A 21951-nucleotide genomic window follows, 5' to 3' on the forward strand; every position below is an offset into this window, starting at 1 on the left:
AAAAAGTTGAAATATCAGATTTTCGAGGGTCATATATTCGAATTCGAAAATAAAGGAATCTTCTTCTTCTTGGAAACAACCGGCAGAAAAAGTCTAATTTCTAAACTTCAGTTATTCATTCCTCTAAGCTGTATCTTATTCACTCTATTATTCTTATTTAAGATAGATGCAAATTCGGTTTTAGTCTCCGACAACCAAAACAAAATCGCTCAGGCTCAGGCCTTTTTAGATTCAGGATACAAGAGCCAATACTTCAGTTGTAAGATATTAGCGGACTTGGGGGGATGTAAATTTTTTCCAAGCTGGCAGGTCCATTTAGAAAACGGTATTTCGGGTCCTTTTCCTGTAGCATTTTCACTGTTTGCATCCTTATTCGGTTTATTGGGAGATTATAGTCTTTTATTTTACGTTTCTATTTTGTTCTTTTGGATCGGAGTATTTTTTCTAAAGTTCGAATTGAACTTAAGATGGGGTGCAGTTTTATTCTTAAGTTTTGGTCCTGCATTTTTTCATTCCGCATTATTCCCTGATTATTCGATTACGTTTCTTTTAACATGTGTCGGACTCACCTTTTATGCCTGTCCTGTAAAAACGAGGCCACTCGGACTTTTGATCGGGTTTTTTGTGGGTCTCGGGTTCTTCTTCCGACCTGAGAATACGATCCTATATTTCTTATTAGGTATATTTCACCTGATCGAATTCGTTTATAAGGGCAGATCAGGGGTTTCTACTAAAGATAAGGATAGACTGATCCTGCTTATAGGAACAGGAATCGGAGTTATATTTTACGGAATTCTGAATTATTATCTATATGGTTCCGTTTTAGGAACAAGAATTGAGACTAATGCGGAAATAGGGTGGGATACCGGAATTGCAAAGTATTCATCTCTATTGATTTTTGGAAATGGAAGAGTCGGATTTTTGTTCTTCTGTCCTTGGATCTTGCTTTGGTTGGCTTACTTTTTTATTCGCTGGAAGGCCCTTGAAAGATTCGAAAGAAAACTTTCTTTGGCAATCTTAGCAGCGCTTTTTTTGGGAGCATATCTGGCTCCGAACGATTCCAATATAGATTGGGGGACAAGATATCTTTCCTGGCTTATTGTTCCGATTATCGTTCTATTCTTCTCCCAAAAGAATGCAGAAAAAGTTCCAAAGCTCGTTTGGATTTTGACAGGGATCTTATTCTTAGTTACCTTATCCTTCTCTAAGATCTACTTTCTAATGCAGGAAAAACTTTCTCAAGAATATGTAAAATACAACGAGTTCTTATTAAGTTCGGATGCGGACATATACGTTACAACGGATCCGAGTATATCCGCATTATTCGGTCAGGAAATTTTACGAAAAAAAGTTATGAGAATAGAAGATCTGGAAGATCTTCCAAAATTGACCAAAATGCTCTCTTCTAAAAAAGGGACCATCTCCTTAGTACGTTATGAACCGCTCACATTAACTCTTTTGCAAACCTTGGAAAAGAACGATTCTGAAAAGTTAGGAACCGAGATGAACGACTGGTTTTTAAGATCAGGATGGAAATCGGGATCAAAACAAACTTTAGAAAAAATAGAAATTCTAAAATTTGTGCGTAATTGATTTTTGATATAGGTATATCCGTACTTTAAAAAGCATCTATATTTTGGACTTGTGCGGCTCATGGAATGTTGTAAAATGGAAGCGCTATTGAGGGGGAATAATATATGCAGAAAGTGCATCTATCTGGAAATATATTAGAATATATGGGTAAACGTCCTATCTTCAAAGACGGAGTGTTCTTAGCTCCGGGGTCTTTGGTAGTAGGGGATGTTGTGATCGGAAAAGATTCCTCTATCTGGTTCCAAACGTTGATCCGGGGAGACGTAAATTATATCCGGATCGGAGACAATGTAAATATACAGGACATGACAGTTGTCCATGTCTCCAGAAACACTCATCCGGTGGAGATCGGAGATAATGTTTCCGTGGGTCATAGAGCGGTCCTCCATGGATGTAAATTGAAAGATCATTCCTTTGTAGGAATGGGGGCGATCATCATGGATGGAGTGGAGCTAGGGGAATACTCTTTTGTGGCTGCAGGTGCCATGGTGACCCCGGGCAAGATCATTCCACCTGGAGCGATGGTGATGGGATCTCCTGCAAAGATCGTAAGAGATATAACGGAAGAAGAAAGGAATTTGATCGAGAGAACGGCTGCAAATTACGTCGCCTATAAGAACAATTATCTGGATGATTTTTCCTATAGGATCAGCATAGTTTAATTTTCCAAAATTTTCCTATACGTTTAGGGAACTTGCGGAATACTTTACTATGTGAGCGAGACAAAAATTCCGGGAGTATATCTCAGAGGGACAGGGGTCATAGGTTGGCCTCTGGCTTCTTTGTTATTATTGTTAAAGAATAAATTTGGCGGTTTCCAAGTATTTGTAGAACCTTACAAATTGCAAAAATCCGAAATACCTCAGATACTTTCCCTGCTCGAAAAAGGCGCAATCATAGTAGATGACGGTTCCAATGGGGTCCAAAACTTTTTCCCGGAATGGATCTCCAAAAGAGATGCATTGTCCCAATCCCAGGTGGTATGCGATTCTTCTCCTCCTGGAATTGCGGACAAAAGAAAATCCGAGTATTCAGAATCAATCTACGATCGAATCCGTATTTTTATCGCGCAGGGAAGCGAACATTCTTTCGGACCTCAATTTTTGTATCCGGAAAGTTCTCCCATCTTAGAAAATAACCCGCCTAGGTTCATACATGTCTCCACATGCAACACTCATACGTTAGCCGGGATACTTAGACCCTTCTACTCAGAAAAACCGCAAGAGCTATCGTATATCTTAGAAGAAGCTGATTTTTTCGTGATAAGACGGGATGCGGACATGGCTAAAAACGATCCGCACGTAACAGGTCCTTTGCTCGTTCTTCCTGAATCGGAAACTGGAACTCATCACGGTAGATTATTGAACGAAGTCTATCACGATCTTGGATTTAAGATCAAATTGGGATCTTCTTCCGTAACGATCAATTCCCCCTATATGCATTTGATCCGTTTTCATCTTCGATTAAAAAGAGAAATTTCCAAAGAATGGCTGATCTCTAAGATCAATAATGATCCGTTTCTAAGTATTACTGAACTTGTTTCCACGAACTCGATATTCTCTTCCGGGAGAGATCGAGGGTTGTACGGCAGGATTTTCTCTCACGCTGTCTTCCCACTTTCCGCATTAGAAGTGAACGGAAAAGAAGTCAGAGGATATGCGGCCACACCTGGGGATTCGAACGTACATATTTCCACAATTTATGCGGTTTATAAAGGGTTAGGGCTCTCTTGGGGGCCGGAAACCGAGGCCTTTTTAGCCGGAATTGTCTTGAAAGAAGTTTGACCCATCTTAGAAATAGCCGGACAGTTTTGATCTTTTTTCATTGATTATATTTGATATATTGAAAAATATGTTTAATATATTGACAAGTTCACAAAAATCCAGCTGCAAAGGTAGGAATTCCTAATGAAAGTAAATAATATCTTAGAGACGATCGGTAATACTCCTCATGTGAAAATCAATCGACTCTTTGGATCCAAATACAATGTGTATTCTAAATTAGAGCGTAGTAATCCAGGCGGTTCTATCAAGGATCGTATCGCGCTTTCTATGATCGAGGACGCTGAAAAAAGCGGAAAACTCACTAAGGATACAGTAATCATCGAGCCAACTTCCGGAAACACAGGTATCGGTTTAGCCCTTGTTGCTGCAGTAAAAGGATACCGTTTGATCCTGGTAATGCCTGAGTCAATGAGCGTGGAAAGAAGAAGAATTATGGCTGCTTACGGTGCAGAATTCGATCTTACTCCTCGCGAAAAAGGAATGCCTGGTGCAATCGAAAGAGCGAAACAACTGGTTTCCGAAAATCCAAAAGCTTGGATGCCTCAACAGTTTGAGAACGAAGCAAACATTAAAGTTCACATTGAGACCACTGCAGCAGAAATCCTAAAAGACTTCCCGAACGGAGTAGACGTTCTGATCACAGGAGTTGGAACAGGTGGACATATCACCGGAGTTGCTAAAGTTCTAAAGGAGAAGTTCCCTAAAACTAAAGTATTCGCAGTCGAGCCGGAAGCTTCTCCCGTAATTTCCGGAGGAAAACCAGGACCACACCCGATCCAAGGAATTGGAGCAGGATTTATTCCTAAAAACTTGCACACCGATCTACTAGACGGAGTGATCCAAGTTTCTAAGGACGAGGCTTTCGAATACGCTCTTCGTGCGGCTAAAGAAGAAGGAATTTTCTTAGGAGTATCTTCCGGTGCATCTCTTGCAGCGGTTGCTAAAAAACTTCCTGAACTTCCGGAAGGAGCTACGGTTCTTACTTTCAACTACGACACCGGCGAAAGATATCTTTCCATCGAAGGACTTTTCCCAGTTCCTTCTAACGGCTAAGATTTCAATCTAAGTCTGTGACTTTCAAAATCCCGGCGGCAACGTCGGGATTTTTTATTTTGCACAGAGATTTTTTGGCACGCAGAGACGCAAAGTCGCAGAGAGTTTTGCTTTTGTTGGACTTCGGACCGCGTGAATATAGCATAACTCTTGCATGCTAATTCTGAAATGTAGAATTCCAACACTGTTCCTTTTCTCTGCGGCTCCGCGACTCTGCGTGAGTCCAACTCAGTGATCTCTGCGCGAACCTTTTTGTTTGGCATAAAATCATCCAAATAAATGACTTGCGTTTGCTATTTAATCGAACATCTGTGCGAAAAAGTGGACAAATAGAAAGTTCGGTATCAAAGGAAAAAATAAACAGATGTTCAACCGTTTGAGAATATTAAAACAAATTAATGAATTAGATGCGGAGAAAGACGCGCAAAAGATCGTTTTCCTTTCCGGAAGTTACGATTTCCCTCAGGATGTGGAGATCTCGCTTGCAATTTCCTTTTTTAGGACGTTTGCGATACCTTCCATTTCCAAAATATTAAATACTACCAAACGATTCGAGCTTGCAGGACAAAAAAGATATGATGATACCGCATTGATCCTCGCGGAATTTATAGAGAACGGATTGGACAGCGATAGAGGTAGGCAAGCAATGAGAAGGCTGAACCAGATCCATAAAGAATACGATATCAAGAATGAAGACTTTTTATATACGCTTACTACATTCATATTCGAACCGGATCGCTGGAATCAAAAGTTCGGTTGGAGAAAAAGTACCGAAAAAGAAAGACTAGCCAATTTTTATCTTTGGAAGCGGATTGGAAAAATGATGAATATCAAAGATATTCCGGAAACGTACGAAGAGATGTTGGAATTCAATCAACGTTTCGAAAGAGAAAAATTCCACCGCACTCCGGATTCAGAACAAGTGGCGCTTGCGACTATGAAAATCGCTTCTGCTCGAATTCCAAAAATCCCAGGTCTGGAATATTTGGTTTATCATGCTGTATATTCTCTGATGGACAAGCCGCTTAGAGAAGCAATGGGATTTCCGAAAGCGAATCCTATTGTTGCCGCGTTGACCTATGGCGTTTTAAAATTGAGAGCCTTTGTTATCCGATATTTTTGGCCGCCTAGAAAAACTCCCTATTACGTGACTAAAAGAAATAACCCTACTTATCCGAACGGATATTTGATTGAAGAGTTAGGACCACATTAGAAAAATACGGAAGGGCCGGATTTCCGGTCCGATCTCCAATGTCCGTCTTAGTAATTGTAGAATCTCCTACCAAAGTCAAAACAATCTCTTCTTATTTGGGAAAGGAATATAAGGTTCTTGCTACCTTTGGACATATTTTGGATCTTCCTCCGGATCGAATCGGGATCAAGATCGAAAAAGATTTCGAGCCTGAGTATGTTCCGCTCAAAGGCAAAAAGAAAATTCTTTCTTCCATTTTAAAGGAAGCAAAGTTACATTCTTCCATACTCATAGCGACCGACCCCGATAGAGAAGGTGAATTTATAGGATATATCCTGGCTCAAAAATTAGGGAAGAAAGCAAATATCTCCCGAATTCGTTTTCAAGAGATACAGAAAGACAAAATTTTACAAGCAATCTCGGAACCGGATGAGATCGATCTGAACTTAGTGGATTCTCAAAAGGCCAGACGGATCTTAGATAGACTGATCGGATACAAGGTCAGCCCATTTTTGTGGAGAGCAGTAAGCGGGGAAGGTTTGTCAGCAGGAAGAGTCCAATCAGTTGCTCTTAAATGGATCTGCGAAAGAGAGGAAGAGATCCGTAGTTTCGTTCCTGTGATCACTTGGCTTGTTTCCGCTACGGTATTTTACGGATCTGGCGAGAATGAAAAGATCGTTTTTTATCCCAAGAGAGGAGCATTCTCCACCCAAAAAGCAGCTTCCGAATTCCTGGATTCTATATTAAAAAAAACAAAAGTATTACAGATTACCGAAAGAAAGGAGAAGGCAGGTGAAACTCTTCCTCCACCTCCTTTTACGACTGCCGCTTTGCAGCAAGAAGCGTTTAGGGTATTAAAATTTTCCGCATCCAAAACCATGAAACTGGCCCAAGAATTGTATGAGGGAACTGATCTTGGAAAAGGAAAATCCCAAGGACTGATCACTTATATGAGGACCGATTCCGTCCGGATTGGAGAAGACGCGAGAGATTCCATCCGTAGAAAGATCGGCTCTAAGTTCGGCAAAGAATTCATATCGGATAAGGCCCAAACTTATAGGCTTAAAAGAACAAAAGGAAGATCACAGGATGCTCACGAAGCGATCCGACCTGTAGACGTATTCTTAGAACCTTCCTTTGTATTCGAAGTCGCCGATCGTAATTTAAGTAAGGATTCTAAAAAATTATACGAACTGATCTGGAAACGTGCAGTCGCTTCTCAAATGAGATCGGAAGCATGGAAAAGATTAGAGTTTGTCGCAAACGTCGGAGAAGAAGTTTGGGAAGGAGAGAAACTTTTTACTGTGGATCCCGGTTATAAAAAGATCTATAACGTAAACCCGGACATTCTCCCCGCTTGGAAAAAAGGAGAGACTTTAAAACCTGATCCTTGGGAAATACAAGAAAAAACCACGGAACCTCCTCATAGATACACGGAGGCAAGTCTTGTTTCCAAACTGGAAAAAGAAGGGATAGGCAGACCTTCCACATTTGCCTCCATCCTGGAAACGTTATATAAAAGAAAATACGTATATTCCGAAAAAGGAAAATTATACGCCGAGACTCTCGGGGAAAGAGTGAATACATTTCTGCAGGCTGCGTTTTCGGATCTATTTAGAGAAAAGTTCACTTCTGAAATGGAACAAAAATTAGATTCCATCGCATCGGGAGAAGAAAGTCGATCCAAGGTGCTTTCCGAATTCTACTCCGTCCTGGATTCTCAATTAAAAAAAACGAATATAACAGCCATCAATAAACAGCTAAAAGAGAAGCCTAAAACTCCCAAGTACGGGATTTGTCCTGTATGCAAAGAAGGGGAGAGGGTTCGAAAAAAATCCTCCAAGAAAAAAGAATATTATATCTGTTCCCGATTTCCTGCCTGCGACTACGCGGAGTATATCTAGGATCTATCTCAGAAATGTTTTAAAATACTTTGGAGATTGTATTGTGGAGACTTCGCCAAGAATGCGTATAGGAGTTCCAACACGCCAAATCTCTCTGTGACTTTGTGTTTCTGTGTGAAAAAATCTCCGCGTCTTGGCGTCTCTGCGTGGGAAAAACTCAGAGTCTCTTTAAACTCCACCCCTCCGTTTCTACTTTCTTTCGGTGACTGCAACCCAGGTTCCGTTTCGATTTTCCGCTTCTACCTTACGATCGTACAGCTCGGAAAGTCTTGAGGAAGTGAATGCTTGTTTGATCTCGCCTGAGAATAAAATTTTGCCGGATTTCAAAAGAGCTGCGTGTTCATAAAATGGAGGGATCTCGTCGATCCTGTGGGTGATATAAATGGAAGTAAAGTTGCGATTTTTCTTATATTCGTCCAAGAAATCTATGAATTCTTCTCTTGCAGTTAGATCTAATCCGGAGCAAGGCTCATCCAAGATCACAAATTCAGGAGAAGTGCACATCGCTCTTAAGAAGAGTACCTTTTTCTTTTCTCCTGATGATAATGTGCGGAATAGTTGGTTCCTTTTTGCGCCGAAACCGTTCTCTTCTAAAATTCGTTCCGCTTCTTTTTCTTCCCATGCATTTGATTCTCTGTAAAAACCTATGGTATGAAAAAAACCGGTAAGAAGCACATCGTAAACAGTAAGACTTCTTTGGAGTGCGCTTTCTTGTTGGGAAGAATCTAAGATGCCGATCTTATTGCGCAAAATCTGCAGAGGGGTTTCTCCGAATGTTTCCCCGAAAAGATTGATCCTACCTGCAGTGGGCCAAACGGAGCCGTAGATCAAATTTACAAGTGTCGTTTTGCCCGCGCCGTTACGACCTAAAAGCACCCAATGTTCACCGGAATTGATCTGAAAATCGATCCCATCCAGAATGGGAGTCCCGGATCTATAAAACTTAATTCCGTGTAAATTGAGCAGATTATTGGATTCAGTTTTCTTCATTCGCGATCTCGTAGGCCTTTGCTAATTTTTCGCAGGTCTCTTCGAACTTTACCTTATCGTCTAACTGGAATTTTTTTAGTATACTCGAGTCAGCAGCATAATAGCTGGTCTTCTTATCCAGATAATCACACATCATATTTGCAACGTATACAGAATCAACTAAATCCGTATAAATCGTGTTAGTCGCCATAAAAGCTCTATGATGGAATTCTATCATATGTACTAGATCCGGAGGAAAATCCCATTTTCTAGCGAGCATTGCTCCCAGGGTGGGATGAGAAATACCTGTGGAAATTTCTTCTAAGATCGTGGAATTGGAAAGGTCCCTATGCTTTTGGTAAGATGCCAAACGTTTGAATAATGTAGGATCTAATGAAAGCAAAATGAATTTTCCTAAATCATGGAGTAAAGCTCCGACCGCAGCGATATCGGAGAGTTTTCCGAGTCCCGCTCTTTGAGAAACCTGTCTTGCGAAATAACTCGCAAGGTTGGAATGGTTCCAGACTTCCTGAAGTTTGGAATATCTTCCTTCCATGATCTTTCTTACGCCTGATACGTACAAAAGATTTCGGACGTTCTTCAGTCCCACAACCTTAACAGCTTGGACGATAGTATTGACTTTATTCCTACTTGCGAAACCGGCTGAGTTGGAAAGTTTTAAAAGATCCGCACTGATTGCGGGGTTTCTTTCTATCTCATTTGCAATCACTCCTAAATCAGAATCAGGATTGTTACAAAGATTAATTATTCGTGTAAGAGTATGAGGAAGTGGAGGAAGCCCTTCTACTTCCGCTAGGATCCGGTCCTTTAGCTTGGTAGTCACATCTAATGGAATGATCTGTTTTGGGATCGCTAAGGTGGCTCTTGTGATCTTACCGTCGGTCTCTATCTTAAATTTATCAGAGCCGATCCCAGAGTTTTTTAATAATAACTGTATGAGAACTAAACCTAAGCCCGCACTCTCTTGGCTATCCGCCATGGAAAGAAACGCATCCGATAGATCGTTAAACTTACTCGCCGATTCTAATCTTGCTTTGATCCTTTCCGATTCTTGGGGGAGGAGCGCAGCATCATTTTCTATCAAAAAGATCAGATTTTGATTCATGATCTTAGCCCGAAGGCGGACGGATAGATTGGAACCTTTCAGGACCTTCTCCTGTTCATCCCATTTATGAATGATATCTTCCAGGAAACGTTTCATCCCCTTATTGTAATGAGATGCTTCGTTGATATTTAGTCCTTCCGAAAGGAAGAAAAGTCTTTTGGCGTTCGCTTTATTTGCGTTCATCAGAAGTTCTTTCAGAATGGTGGAAACCACTTCCGTAAGAAACAACCGGTCCAAGTTTCCCAAAACCTGAAGTAGCAGAAGGTAGATCTGCTGATGGTCCTCGTCCGAAATAAATCTATATTCCAGTTCGATATCTTTTCCTGAGACAAGGGTTTCCGTGAGTTCGGTCGGATTTAGCATTCCCTCAAATTTGGGTCTAAACTACTTTGTCGCAAGAAAAAAAATGCGCTCCATTCTTCGGATTAGGCACCTGTTTGTCCGGGGAGAACCTAAAATACTATATGGGGGCCGGAAATGGAGAAGGAGCCAAAAAATTCAGAACAAGGGACCGAAAAGAACGGAGAAGATTTGCAGGAAGAGCTTCGGTTTTTTTTGGAAAATCGATTGGACGGGCTTTTGGACGAGGCCAAAAAGTTCAGGCAAACCAAACAATCCTATAGAAAGACCCGATCTACGTTTTTGAGAAAGGAGCCTATTCCGGAAAAAAATCAGGGGTTTTTGCCTTTTCTATACTCCATTTCCAACCAGAAGGAGGGGAACAGGGAGGAGCCGGAGTCTAAAGTATCAGGCGACGAGTCTTAACTGGGTCGGCCTAGATTATTTTCTCATTAGCTAAATAAAGATGGACATTTGGATGGAAAGATTCATGATAGAAGCGAATGGATAGCAACTTCTACTTCGAAGAGGCTCCTGAGGACTCGGAGAGTCGAGATATCTTAGATATCATGGACTCCTACCGTTACATGAACTCCTCTTACTTTTTCGATTTTATGTCGGACGGAAGATGGGATCACGGAAAAGGTTGGGTGGAGAAAAACATCGACCGAGGACTTTGGACCACAAGATTCGTTCCGGGCAGTATAGATCGTTATCATAGGCCGAGTTCCGGTCAAAGTCCCTGAGCACAAAAAAAGGACCCTTTTTACGGGTCCTTTTTTATTATACCGACCTGAAAAATCTCTTTTTGGTCTTAGTTCACCAACTTCAAACCGTTGATGTCTATTATCTTACGATAGACTAATTTGTTCTTCTCTTTTTGAGGGTTGAAGATTAAAACCACAACCTTGTTAAAAGTAAAATATCCGGGACGATACTCAGTGTAGTGGTGAGAGAAGATCGTGGATTTATACTTAGCGTTGTATATGGTATAAGTGTGTTTGCTCAGAGTATCATGCTTTTGTTTTTGCAGATCTTCAGCAGTTTGAGGCACGAAGTTACTGACTAGTACTTTGTCTTTTGTAGGACCTTCTTCTCCGTAAAGAACGATAGGAAGAGCATCCTTAGGATTATTAGTGAGATAATGAACTAGAGTATCCAGATTCGGGTTAGGGAATTTTACTTTTTCCCCTCTAGCGATCTTTTCGTCGTAGCTCTTCTTGATCTCTCCGTATTTCTTCTCTCCCCATACGTTTTTACTGTCTAGTTTTACCGGAACCAGATTCTGGAAGTTTACTACTTTTGTTTCTTCTTCCACATCGTACTGTCTCCATTTAGGGAAGGGGACCAGTTCTCTACGATCGTCCACTCTTGAAAGAGGAGTTTCGTTTACCGCTAAAATATAAATGGAAAAGTTCGCTGCGTCAAAGTCTCTATTTTCGAGTTCTACCATCACATCCATGAACTCGCCTTTTCCGTTATCCGCATGTCTACGAAAGAAGGAAACTTCTTTGACTAAAAGTCTATCGTCGTAATACGCGAGTGGATAATATTCCACTCCTTCGGAACCTTTGCTTTCCTTCTCTGCATTGTTTTGGCCGGAAATGCCATTTCCCAAAATTAAGAATAATAGGATAAAAGAAAATTTTGCGATGGATTTCATGCGATTTATTGTCCCAGTACGGTTCTTCATATTGAATATCGACTTCTAAGCCTCGAAACTTAGCCGTTCCTTCTCATTTTTCCTCAAAAAAATGAGAAGAATTCCGTTTCGGGCGGAAAACGGATCGATTCTATCTGAGTTAGTAAATTTAGTCCAGCGGATTAAAGTTTAGGGAAAGCCTAAGAAATTAGGCTTTTTTGATATGGTTCTTGTCGTCTACTAGAACGACTTGAGGTTTGTAGCCCTTTGGAAGGTCCTTTTCTTCCAGGGAGCCGTAGGAGATAATAATTACTTTGTCTCCTTTCATTCCGAGTCGGGCAGCAGCGCCGTTCAAACAGATTTCTCCGGAACCTCTTTTGCCTTCGATCAGATATGTTTCGAATCTGGATCCATTGTTTACATTTACAACGGAAACTTTTTCGTAAGGAAACATTCCAGCGGCATCTACCAAATCCATATCCACAGTCAGGCTTCCCTCGTAATTGAGGTCCGCATCGGTTACGGTGGCTCTATGGATTTTACCTTTACAAACAGTGATGAGCATTCGTGTTTACTCGCTAAAAAGTACCTTAAATATTTTGCCCGAGATATTCAAAAGCGTTTTTCTCTTAAAGAAATGGATTTTAGTGTTAATAGTTTCTTTGCTAAACTTAATTTCCGAGAAAAGGGGAGTAATCACGTAATTCTCATACAAATTCGGATACACTCTATTTTCGTCGTAAACACTTCCTTTGAAATTTTCCAGAACTTTGCGGAGAATCCTTTTTTCCTGACGATTCAGGTCTATTTCATCCTCATGCTCTGTTCCGACCCAGGTTAACAAATAACCCGAGATCCCGGTCTCGGTCAATTTTGGGACCACATCTATTAGACGATTTTCCTTCAGGTGTAGAAGGGCCTGATTCAGTTCCATTGGATAGGGGGAATCTTCCAAATGGATGTATTTTTGGTGCGTAATGACTTTTGCGTATTTTTGGAAGAATACTCCATCGGACAGATAAACAAGTTTTGCGAGTTCCTGACGGTTTCTTCCTCTGGGAGATCTTTGGAGTATAAAGGAGATGACTTCGAGCAGCTTTTCCATAAATAATACGAGTGTGCAGGCTTTTTCCCTGAAAAATCCCCTTCCGTACGAAGACTATGTTCGTTTCCAGGAAAAGTCCCGGGAGAATAGAAGAGAATCGATTCTATTTTTAGAACACCCTCTTACGATTACCGGGGGGATCAATTATAATATCGACAATCTTCTGCGAAATGAGGACTTCCTTTCCGAACACGGGATCTCTCTCCAATATATAAAAAGAGGAGGGGATTATACCGCTCATGAGCCCGGACAGATCGTTACCTATGTACATTTGGACTTAAAAAAAAGGGAAATTTCTATCTCGGAATTTTTGGACCAAGTGCTTGAATCTGCAATTTATTCCACAAAGAAAGTTTGGGGTTTGGAACTTGTAAAAAATCCGAATGCGCCCGGACTGTATCTTTCTAATTCTCCCAATCGTAAAATTCTTTCGATGGGAGTTTTATTCAAGTCCTGGTTCACTAGCTATGGTATCGCTCTCAACGTTTCCAACGATTTTTCCGCTTTTCAGTGTATCCATCCCTGCGGACAGGACTGGAAGTCAATGATCTCTGTCTCTCAATTGGGACTAGAAAGCGGGGAAAATAAGAAGAAGGAATGGATCCAAGCTTTTCAGTCCAAATTTCTGGAAAATTTAAGGCCGATTAAAGAGGGAATCGGCGCCTAAAAGGGATTTTATTCTTTAGAAAAACGGCAAAATCAGCCGATTTTTAAAAGAAGAGAGGTTCTCAGGTGCAAATTTTCAAACATATTCTATTTTTCATTTTAGCACTTTTAATTTGCGAAGGGATCGCTGCCGGAGCCTCTGCATGGTCTTTTTTGGAATCTTCTCTTGCATCTTTTGAGCAGATCAAAAATCTTTCGGACCAAAGAGCCAGAGATACAATCGGCGCAATTTCCAAATCCAGCGAAGGAAAATTAAGCAAAGATAAACTGGAAGATCTGAACTTTGCATTCACTAGGCTCGTAAAGGTAACGTCAGGAGATAAGGAAGGATTCATTATTTCCGAGATCAGTATGGCAGATGATTCAGGGATCGTTCTTGCATCATCTAACGAAGATTATGTGTCCGATCCAAGAGCGAAAAGAAAACCGGAATCTAAGTTTTTATCTCCAAGTTATACCGCTGCACATCATTTGAGAAAATGGCAGATCGGTACTCCCATCCTTTTGGGAGAAAAGAATACGTTCCAGAACGATAAATTGATGCAGATCGTTTCTCCTTATTTTCCTGAAATTTCCGAGCCGAGTGTTCTGCTTTCCATGGCCGTATACCATCCGGAAAAATTGGAAAGAGTGGCTTCTCTTCATATGAAATACGAAAGAGGGAATTTTGCACATTTTGTGAAGATCCAGACAGAGTTATTCTGGTGGACCTTACAAAATAACGCGATCATCGCACTTATCTGCGCTCTTATATTAGGATTTTCTCATTTATTAATTAAGAGTGTCCGCACTTCTTTTACGCAGGACGGAAAGTATATTGCGGATCCTTCCGCTCCTCCATTATGGGAGAAGGTTGACTTTGCACAAACTCAAGGGCCTATTCGCTGGCGAGAAAATGCTCCTGCTTCTTCTACTCCTTTCCAAAGTCAACCGGCACCTGCGAGTGTAGAGAGAAGTATTCCTGTTCCGCCGCCAGCTTCATCTATTCCGCAAGCGCAAGCGGTGAATCGGGAGAAAGCGGAAATTATAGACGCTATTTATCTAGGATAAACTTTTTGGAAATTCATACTACAAAACTGGGACATATTTTGAAGGTAACCCCCAAAGGGGTTCTGGATTCCTATTCTGCATTCGATCTGGTACGTTTTATCAAAACTCGCTGGGAAGAAGGGGAAAGACTTGTGTTAGTCAATTCCCGTTTTGTGGAGTATATAGAAGAGGATGGGATTTCCGCACTCGTAGAATTAAAGAACTTCTTTGAAAAATTCGGCGGCAATATTGCATTCAGCGATTGGAATGAAGAAGGTTTATTGATTTTAGGATTATTCGGTCTGAACAAGAGCCAAAACTTTTTTGCCCACGAAAAAGAAGCGGAAGTTTGGCTTTCTTCTTTAAAGATCGAGGATAGAAGAACTATATCCGAAAAGTCGGAGAATATTTCTTCGCTCAGACAAACTAAACCGATCCAGTTTTATTCTAGTCCTTCTTCTTCTTTGACTAAGTCGGACGTGTATGTTCCCGAGATCAGTACTGTTCCGATCCCTGGACAAGAACCTACTGAGAAGACGAAGATCGGAAAGGATCTGGATCATTCTTTGGAACAAGCGCGAAACATCCAAGAAAGAGTATTGTACTGCGAATCTTGTAGAGCAAGACTTAGGATCAAGAGTCTTGGCCGCCACCAATGTCCTAATTGTGGAATTCAGTTTGACGTGAGTCGGACCGGCGGAGTTCGATACTTAGAGAAACTATTAAGTTAGTTTCAGATTAGTCGGAAACACCGACCACGTAGGATCTCTTGTCCCAAGCAGCCAGAAGAAGTTTCGCTCTTTCTTTTTACACCCTCGTTTCCAGAATTTTAGGAGTGTTCCGAGACCATTTTATGGCCGTATCTTTCGGGACAGGCACGGTAGCCTCCGCATTCTCGGTCGCTTATAGACTACCCAATATGTTCCGAAACCTTTTGGCAGAGGGAACTCTTTCCCAATCCTTTATGCCATTGTATTCAGACGCGGAGAAGGAAGGAGTGGTCGCCGCTCGAAAGATGAGCGGAGCAGTATTAAGTTTTCTTTTCGTAATCCTTCTAAGTTTCGTAGTGATCGTATTTACGTTTTCACCTTTTGCTTTGCCTATATTGGTAGGAGGGACAGCGGAATATTCAGGGCTCGTAGTAGAGCTTACCTATATTCTATTTTTCTTAATCGTTACCGCAAGTTTGTCTTCGATCTATATGGCGATTTCCAACGTCAAAAATAGATTTTTTGTTCCTTCTCTTTCTCCTATAATTCTTAATTTAAGTTATCTCACTGTGTTTTTGGGAGTTTTCCCTTTTGTGCATTGGGAACTTTTGACTAAGGTAAGAGTTCTCTGTTTTGCGATCGTAGGAGGAGGGATCATACAGTTGGCCGTCCAAGCCTGGTATGTTTCTAAGAACGGAGAAGGCCCGATATTCTCCTGGAATTATAAACATCCGGCTATCTTAAAAATATTTAAACTAATGTTGCCTGCCACTGTAGGTGGCGGTTTTTACCAATTAGGGCTTTTAGTGGATATATTTTTAGCTAATTATGTGCAGAATACGAATCCAGGCTTAGGTGCCGTTGTTAGTTTGGATTATGCGCAGAGATTGGTGCAACTTCCTACTGGGATTATAGGCGTGGCACTTGCTACTACAACCTTACCGGCTTTACTTTCATCCTTAAAAGAAGATAAACATTCCGAAGTCCCTAAGGAAATGTTAGGAGTTTTAGGATTTGCAGCATTCTTAACTGCACCTGCCGCTTTGGGGATCGGGATTTTGGCTGGGCCGATCTTGGATTCCATTTATTACGGAGGTAGATGGGACCATCTTGCTACGGAAACTACGATCTTACCTTTGATATTCTATTCTTTGGCAGTTCCATTCTACAGCATGAATAAGGTTTTGATCTCCACCTATTATGCATTCCAAGATACCAAAACTCCTTTGAGGGTTCAAGCTTTCACATTTATACTGAACTTAACCTTGAATTTTTCGCTCATATTTTATCTGAAACATTCCGCAATCGCGTTGGCATCCGCAGTCTCTACTCTGATAACCTGGACTTTGTTATCCAGCAACTTGAGAAAACATAGGGTGGCCTTTCCCTGGGAAGGCTTTCTTTCTAAAATTGCGAAGTTAGTTGTACCACTTTTGGCGATGGCCGTATTCTTATTTTTCTACAAGGAAATGGTCCATCCTTGGGCTTTGGGTTTCCTTTCGGAGAGAGGTTTAAGTTATGCGAATTCTTCCAGACTCTCTCTTTCCGCCGCAGTTATTCCCGGCATGGCAATTTTTTTCCTGATCAGTCTGCTTTTGGGCTTGGAAGAGATAAGGTTAATAGCTGGAAAAATATTTCGTAAGAAGTAATTTTGCCCGGAAGATCTCCGGTGAAAATTCAGGTCAGAGTAAAGCCGAATTCTAAAAAACCGTCCGTGACTAAAGCGGAAGATGGCGTTTGGATCGTCGCAGTAAAAGAGCCTGCTACCGAAGGTAAGGCAAATGATGCTGTAGTCCGAGCGGTTGCGGAAGAACTGGGACTGGCGCCTTCTAAGGTAAAAATCCTCAGGGGAGAAAAGGGTAAGTTAAAACTTCTGGAAGTTTATGATTAGGGATTTTTCGAAACTCAGACAAATTTCATTCCTAATTTCCGTTCTCATTGTTTGTTTTCATTCTTGGGAGTTAGGTGCGGTCGACTACTTCGATACTTTAACTGCCGAAAAAAAACCTATCTTAGGGAGTGATAAAGAGGATAAGTATCGGTTCAGACTTCCTCCTTTTGCCAGCGAAGAGTATTGGGGACCGCATTATTCTTTAAATATTCTCGTTCTTTATACCCGAACAAATTATCCTAAGTTTACTCAAACCAGTTTTTTTCCTCTCATCGATCATTTATCCGCAAAGGAAAATGAATCTTTTAGATCTTATTTTTTTCCTCTTTATTATGCACAACGGATCCAGAACCCTCAGTCCGATTCGGGCGTGAACTTTTCTTTATTTCATTACAATTCATACGAATCAAGGGGAGAAAAATTTTCGGAGAGTTGGGTGTCTTTTCCTTCTTTTCTCCCTTTGTTCGGTAGAAGCAAAACGATCGAAAGCGGCAAAGAAGAATCCTTTTATTTTGCGGTTCCTTTTCTATTTTTTCGGAATCGAAACTTGAACGACGATTGGAACCATTTTTTGATCTTTCATTGGGGAGAAGACAGAGAGTCTTCTTACGGTTCCATTCTCCCTTTGGTGTATTGGGGTTCCGGAAAAAGAAAATTCCATTTTAGTTTTTTTCCGATCTTCTTCTATAATACATTCTATAATTCTTATTCAGATAAAGAGAATTTTCATTTTACCGTTTTTCCGTTGTTCTCTTACAACTCTTGGGATGGGGGAGAGGAAGGCTCCTTCTTTACTCCGCTTTTCGGCCAGACTTGGAAAGAAACTCCTCAATTAGGGGGAGGAGGGAAGAATGAGGAGAAATTTTCCTATTATTTGGCATTCTTCTTAAATCGGAACTATCATGATGGAGAATTACAAAATTATAATGCGAATATCCCGATCGTATTCAATAGAAAGTGGGAAAAGGGTGGCAAATCGGACACAAACGTCTTATTGATCAGCGGCTGGAGCGCAAACGAGAAGGGAGATTATTCCTCTTCTTATTTATTTCCCTTAATGTTCCACAAGAAGAACGAATATTTTTATCTGTTTCCCGCCTATTTCGATAATGGCACCGAAAAATTCGGTATAGTCCCTCCGTTCTATTATAGTCGGACTGCAACGGATCTGGACTTTTACGCTTTAAATTTCTATTATACTAAGGATTGGAGGGGATCTTCCAAATTCTTATTTTTTCCGATCTATTATCATTCTTTTAAACCGGATGAGTCGAAAGTAATCACTCCGATTTCTTATTATTATTCGGATGCATCCCAAACAAGGACGTTATTGCCTTGGTTTCTTTTTTATAGAAATAAGGAAAAGGACGCCTCGCAGAACTATTTTATCAATACCTACCTTTCCTGGGATGATCAGGGAAAATTTCAGCGTGGATTTTTCTTCCCTCTTTGGTTCTATAAGTCCGACGATCATTTTCATTTTATTCCTTTATGGGCGAGAGGAAATCAGCCTGGGAATGAATATACTTGGATCATTCCTTTATTCACTTATTGGAATAAGAATCGGACTTGGGTTGGCCCATTTTATTCCAGAAGGAGTGAAGTAGGAGATCAATTCGATAGATGGATCTTTTTTCCGTTCTGGTATTTTTATAGGGATTCTTGGCAAGGGAGCAAGTCCGAAAGTTATACACTTCTTCCGATCTTTCAGTGGAATGATACTTCCGAATATAAGGAACTCATAACTCCTCTGTCCTATTCGAAAGAATACAAAACCAAGTTCGAAAAGTATTCATTAGTTACGTTGTATGAAAGATACGACACAGATCAGGAATCCAGAAGAAGGATATACCCTTTTTATTTTTCGAATAGCACAAACGAATATTCTTATTGGAATGTACTCGGAATTTTAGGGAGAGGTTTTGATAAGGCGGGAGATGCGAGATACAGCTATACATTTCCGTTCTACTTTTATAAAAGAGATAGTTTTCGTTTAGTTCTGCCTTTTTATTTCCGTTTCGGAAAAGATTACGATATTTACACTCATTTCGGTCTTTTTCATTATTGGAATCGTTCTGCCGAAAAGGATAATACCTGGATCTGGCCTTTATTATGGTTTTCGAATGTAGACAAGGTCCGTAAAGAAGAGTTTACGACCTGGTTTCCTTTATATTGGAATTGGGACAATCCAAGATCGAAAGGAGATATGTTCCTTCCTATTTGGTTGAACTATTACGAAGCAGATAAGTCCCTGGAATTGAGGTTAGCCTATTCTTCCTCCAAAACCCTCGGAAGTTTTACAAATTCTGCAAGTGGATCTTTAGGAGCTAATGAAAAGGATTACTATTTAGACGCGGATATCTCCTTATTCTATAATCTATTCAGTATATCTACCAGAACTTCGATCGGAAAGGAAGAGATACAATTCTGGAAAGAAAATCATCCGGTGGAATCTTCTTCTAAGATCATTCCTGAACAAGCTCAAGAGAGCGTTTCACAGCAAAAAGACGGTCTCGGCCAATACAATCGATTAACAAGAGATAAGGTCCGCTCTTTCTTGGGAGTGAACGCTCTCTTTGGGATCTTTAGTTATGAGAAGGGCGATGATAGACGACATTTCCGACTTCTTCCTTTGAGTTGGTTTTCTTGGTCTGAAAAAACATCGGATAAGGTTTATGCTGCCCCATTATTCTTCTGGAGTAGGATCGGAGACGAATCTTATTTTGTGCTTTTTCCTTTTTATGGAAGACAGGAACAAAAGGATAATTTCCAAGAATCGTATCTACTTTTAGGGTTTCTCAGAGGAAAACAAGGAGAGGTAAGGGACTATTCCCTTCTTTGGCCTTTCACTCGTTTGTATTTTTCTGCGGAAGCTTGGGGATTTAGGATCTTTCCATTGGTCGCTCATGACCAATCTAAAGATCATTCTCGTACGATTTCGCCTTTATATTACAGAAAACGGATCGTGGAAGGAACTACTACCACCAGATCTTTTCATTCTTTACTTTTACCTCTGTTCCATTCAGGTTCGGAGTCCAGCCAAAACCAGGACCTATTCCAAGAGAAGTCATATAATCTCTTGATACCGATCTATTTGAGTTACGATTCTAAGATACAATCTTTATCCGGTGATTCTTATGAGTCCAAATTTTATACCTTATTATCCGCATATTCGAGCAGAAGAGAATTGAACGGAGAAGAATCCTCTTCTCTACTCACTCCTTTTTATTATTATTCTAGATCCAAGGGTGCCTCTGAAACTCAGGAACAAACTACCAAGGTGGACTTTTTATTTTTCCCTACGATCTATTCCAGACGAAATTCCAGTGAGAATACACTTTTTGTCTTAGGATATTATAGCGAATCTTCTCCTACCGTTTCTAAAGGGAATTTTCTGGGTTTGGTTTCTTCTGCGGAAGAGAAAAATGGAGAAAGGAGTTCTAGTCGTTTTCATATATTTCCTTTTTATTTTTCCGGCTCGGAAAAGGAAGGGGACAAGGTGCTGGAATATTATACTACCGTTCCGATCCTCTATTATGGTTATAAAAAAGGAAACAGTTCCGGATGGAATATATTAGGAATACTGAATGGTTCCGGTTCTGATCAGGAGAGTTCTTTTGCGATTTATCCTTTTTACTCCAACAAGGAGAAAAACGTTCCTAACGTTTATAAGGAAAGAGTTACCTGGGGGCTTTTGTATTATTCGGATAGAACTGAATTCAAAGAGGGAAGTTGGAATTCATTCAATTCGAATCCCTTCGGGATCTTTTCCTCTTACGGAAGTAAAGGTTTAGAAACTAGTTCTTCTTTTTACTTTTTACCGATCCCATTCTTATATACATATTCGGAAAAACAGAGCTTGGATAATCGGGAATATTTCAAGAGGGATGTGACCTTTTTAAAATTGATAGATTATTCCAAATACGAATCTGTTTCTCTTAAGGAAGGTAGTACCGATAAGATCGTGGATCAATGGAGGGACTTTACTGCATTCTTCCTCTTCTCAAATACGTTGCATACGGTTAAGGATCTCAAAAAGGAAGAAACGACTAGTTTGTATTTTAAGTCTTATCTTTTTCCGATCTATAGATTCGAATCGGAGAGCGATCCTTTTAAAAAGGAAAAACATTTAAACTTTTTGTTAATTACCGATTATAAATCCGGAAATTCCGGTTTAGAAAGATTAGTGATCGGCCCCGCTTTTTATTTGGATAATTCCGAACGTACTGCTTACGGTCTCGCTCCTCTTGCATTTTATAGGAAAAGTAAAGAATCCAGATTTTGGTTCGCATTCGGCTTTTATAGTTATAAGGACAATGAGTGGGATCGTTGGGGCTTTGCGGGAATTATAGACACAAATTACGAAAGTTATCAGAAAAGAAGAAATCTGAACTTTTTCTTAGGACTGATCCATACTGAATTGGAAGAGCAAAGGACCAAGGTTGCGATCTTTGGCGGACTTTTAGGCGGATATGAAAGAAGTCCCGACTATTCGGATACGAATTTCCTTTGGTTACGTTGGAAATCGGTTCCGGGAGAGACTCTCGCAAATTTCCTTCCTGTCCTTTATTATCATTCGGATCCATCCGGAACGGCAACTTTGATACCGCCAGTTTTAGGATATTTCTCCTCCGAAAAAGACGGAAGATTCGATATGTTAGGTCTAGGATTATTATATTATAGAAATCAAAAAATTTCCAAAGAAGAGGATCTAATGCTCGTAGGTCCTGGATTATTCTACTACAGACAGTACGGGAATAATATGAACGGCTTACACGCGATGGGAATTTTAGCAATCCCTGGAATGGGAGGTCTTCTTTGGGATTGGGAATATGAGACCAAGACCAAATACAGTAAATACTCTATTCTAAATTTATTATATAGCCACACGATCACTAAGGACGGAAACGAGATCGATAGAGTGCTCGGCATTAAGTTATAAAAAAAG

General features: G+C 40.5%; 19 protein-coding genes. 14 read left to right on the forward strand and 5 right to left on the reverse strand.

The window, feature by feature from the left end; all coding sequences use genetic code 11:
- Positions 1-6: 6 nt before the first annotated feature.
- The 6 genes from LEP1GSC185_RS17130 (at position 7) to topA (ending at position 7526) form a co-directional block, all read left to right on the forward strand.
- Positions 7-1593: an LA_3751/LA_3752 family putative glycosyltransferase gene (locus LEP1GSC185_RS17130; protein ID WP_008592770.1), complete on the forward strand. Its 1587-nt coding sequence runs from the start codon at positions 7-9 to the stop codon at positions 1591-1593.
- Positions 1594-1697: 104 nt separating this feature from the next.
- Complete coding sequence (locus tag LEP1GSC185_RS17135) at positions 1698-2255, forward strand: gamma carbonic anhydrase family protein (protein ID WP_008592625.1); 558 nt, start codon at positions 1698-1700, stop codon at positions 2253-2255.
- A 51-nt stretch (positions 2256-2306) separates the two neighbouring features.
- Positions 2307-3377 (forward strand): hypothetical protein, encoded by a 1071-nt coding sequence (locus LEP1GSC185_RS17140; RefSeq protein WP_008592996.1) that lies wholly within the window; start codon positions 2307-2309, stop codon positions 3375-3377.
- Positions 3378-3500: 123 nt separating this feature from the next.
- Positions 3501-4430 (forward strand): cysteine synthase A, encoded by a 930-nt coding sequence (cysK, locus tag LEP1GSC185_RS17145; RefSeq protein ID WP_008593003.1) that lies wholly within the window; start codon positions 3501-3503, stop codon positions 4428-4430.
- Between the two features lie 364 nt (positions 4431-4794).
- Positions 4795-5643 carry an oxygenase MpaB family protein gene (locus tag LEP1GSC185_RS17150; protein WP_008592400.1) on the forward strand — a complete coding sequence of 283 codons (849 nt, stop codon included), beginning with the start codon at positions 4795-4797 and terminating at the stop codon, positions 5641-5643.
- 38 nt (positions 5644-5681) lie between these two features.
- Entirely contained in the window at positions 5682-7526 is a 1845-nt protein-coding gene (topA, locus tag LEP1GSC185_RS17155) for a type I DNA topoisomerase (RefSeq protein WP_008592235.1), read from the forward strand.
- Between the two features lie 189 nt (positions 7527-7715).
- On the opposite strand, the gene LEP1GSC185_RS17165 is transcribed toward topA, so the two are convergent.
- Both LEP1GSC185_RS17165 and LEP1GSC185_RS17170 read right to left on the reverse strand, forming a co-directional pair.
- Complete coding sequence (locus tag LEP1GSC185_RS17165; RefSeq protein WP_008592620.1) at positions 7716-8516, reverse strand: ABC transporter ATP-binding protein; 801 nt, start codon at positions 8514-8516, stop codon at positions 7716-7718.
- The gene (locus tag LEP1GSC185_RS17170) at positions 8503-9984 is read right to left on the reverse strand and encodes an HDOD domain-containing protein (protein ID WP_008592769.1); all 1482 of its coding nucleotides are present in this window, start codon (positions 9982-9984) and stop codon (positions 8503-8505) included. The genes LEP1GSC185_RS17165 and LEP1GSC185_RS17170 overlap by 14 nt, the downstream gene beginning before the upstream one ends.
- A 114-nt stretch (positions 9985-10098) precedes the next feature.
- Between LEP1GSC185_RS17170 and LEP1GSC185_RS17175 the strand changes: the two genes are divergently transcribed.
- Complete coding sequence (locus tag LEP1GSC185_RS17175; RefSeq protein WP_008592351.1) at positions 10099-10386, forward strand: hypothetical protein; 288 nt, start codon at positions 10099-10101, stop codon at positions 10384-10386.
- A 77-nt stretch (positions 10387-10463) separates the two neighbouring features.
- Positions 10464-10706, forward strand: coding sequence for a hypothetical protein (locus tag LEP1GSC185_RS17180; RefSeq protein ID WP_008592624.1), 243 nt, complete (start codon positions 10464-10466; stop codon positions 10704-10706).
- A gap of 68 nt (positions 10707-10774) precedes the next feature.
- On the opposite strand, the gene LEP1GSC185_RS17185 is transcribed toward LEP1GSC185_RS17180, so the two are convergent.
- The 3 genes from LEP1GSC185_RS17185 to LEP1GSC185_RS17195 form a co-directional block, all read right to left on the reverse strand.
- On the reverse strand, positions 10775-11623 hold the full coding sequence (locus tag LEP1GSC185_RS17185; RefSeq protein ID WP_008592855.1) for a hypothetical protein: 849 nt from the start codon (positions 11621-11623) through the stop codon (positions 10775-10777).
- Between the two features lie 187 nt (positions 11624-11810).
- The gene (gene panD, locus LEP1GSC185_RS17190; RefSeq protein ID WP_008592788.1) at positions 11811-12167 is read right to left on the reverse strand and encodes an aspartate 1-decarboxylase; all 357 of its coding nucleotides are present in this window, start codon (positions 12165-12167) and stop codon (positions 11811-11813) included.
- Positions 12168-12173: 6 nt separating this feature from the next.
- Entirely contained in the window at positions 12174-12707 is a 534-nt protein-coding gene (locus tag LEP1GSC185_RS17195; RefSeq protein WP_008592123.1) for a type II toxin-antitoxin system antitoxin SocA domain-containing protein, read from the reverse strand.
- Here LEP1GSC185_RS17195 and lipB point away from each other — a divergent pair.
- The 6 genes from lipB (at position 12685) to LEP1GSC185_RS17225 (ending at position 21945) form a co-directional block, all read left to right on the forward strand.
- Positions 12685-13374 (forward strand): lipoyl(octanoyl) transferase LipB, encoded by a 690-nt coding sequence (gene lipB, locus LEP1GSC185_RS17200; RefSeq protein WP_008592445.1) that lies wholly within the window; start codon positions 12685-12687, stop codon positions 13372-13374. The two genes, LEP1GSC185_RS17195 and lipB, sit on opposite strands and share 23 nt — an antisense overlap.
- Positions 13375-13439: 65 nt before the next feature.
- Positions 13440-14423 carry an LIC_12071 family protein gene (locus LEP1GSC185_RS17205; RefSeq protein WP_008592961.1) on the forward strand — a complete coding sequence of 328 codons (984 nt, stop codon included), beginning with the start codon at positions 13440-13442 and terminating at the stop codon, positions 14421-14423.
- A gap of 5 nt (positions 14424-14428) precedes the next feature.
- On the forward strand, positions 14429-15133 hold the full coding sequence (locus tag LEP1GSC185_RS17210; protein WP_008592587.1) for an STAS domain-containing protein: 705 nt from the start codon (positions 14429-14431) through the stop codon (positions 15131-15133).
- A 38-nt stretch (positions 15134-15171) separates the two neighbouring features.
- The gene (murJ, locus tag LEP1GSC185_RS17215; RefSeq protein WP_008592160.1) at positions 15172-16761 is read left to right on the forward strand and encodes a murein biosynthesis integral membrane protein MurJ; all 1590 of its coding nucleotides are present in this window, start codon (positions 15172-15174) and stop codon (positions 16759-16761) included.
- 20 nt (positions 16762-16781) lie between these two features.
- Positions 16782-17003, forward strand: coding sequence for a DUF167 domain-containing protein (locus LEP1GSC185_RS17220; protein ID WP_024864057.1), 222 nt, complete (start codon positions 16782-16784; stop codon positions 17001-17003).
- Positions 16996-21945 (forward strand): LA_1737 family protein, encoded by a 4950-nt coding sequence (locus tag LEP1GSC185_RS17225; protein WP_008592360.1) that lies wholly within the window; start codon positions 16996-16998, stop codon positions 21943-21945. The genes LEP1GSC185_RS17220 and LEP1GSC185_RS17225 overlap by 8 nt, the downstream gene beginning before the upstream one ends.
- The last annotated feature ends 6 nt before the right edge of the window (positions 21946-21951 follow it).

The organism is Leptospira licerasiae serovar Varillal str. VAR 010, from assembly GCF_000244755.1.
GTDB classification, from domain to species: domain Bacteria; phylum Spirochaetota; class Leptospiria; order Leptospirales; family Leptospiraceae; genus Leptospira_B; species Leptospira_B licerasiae.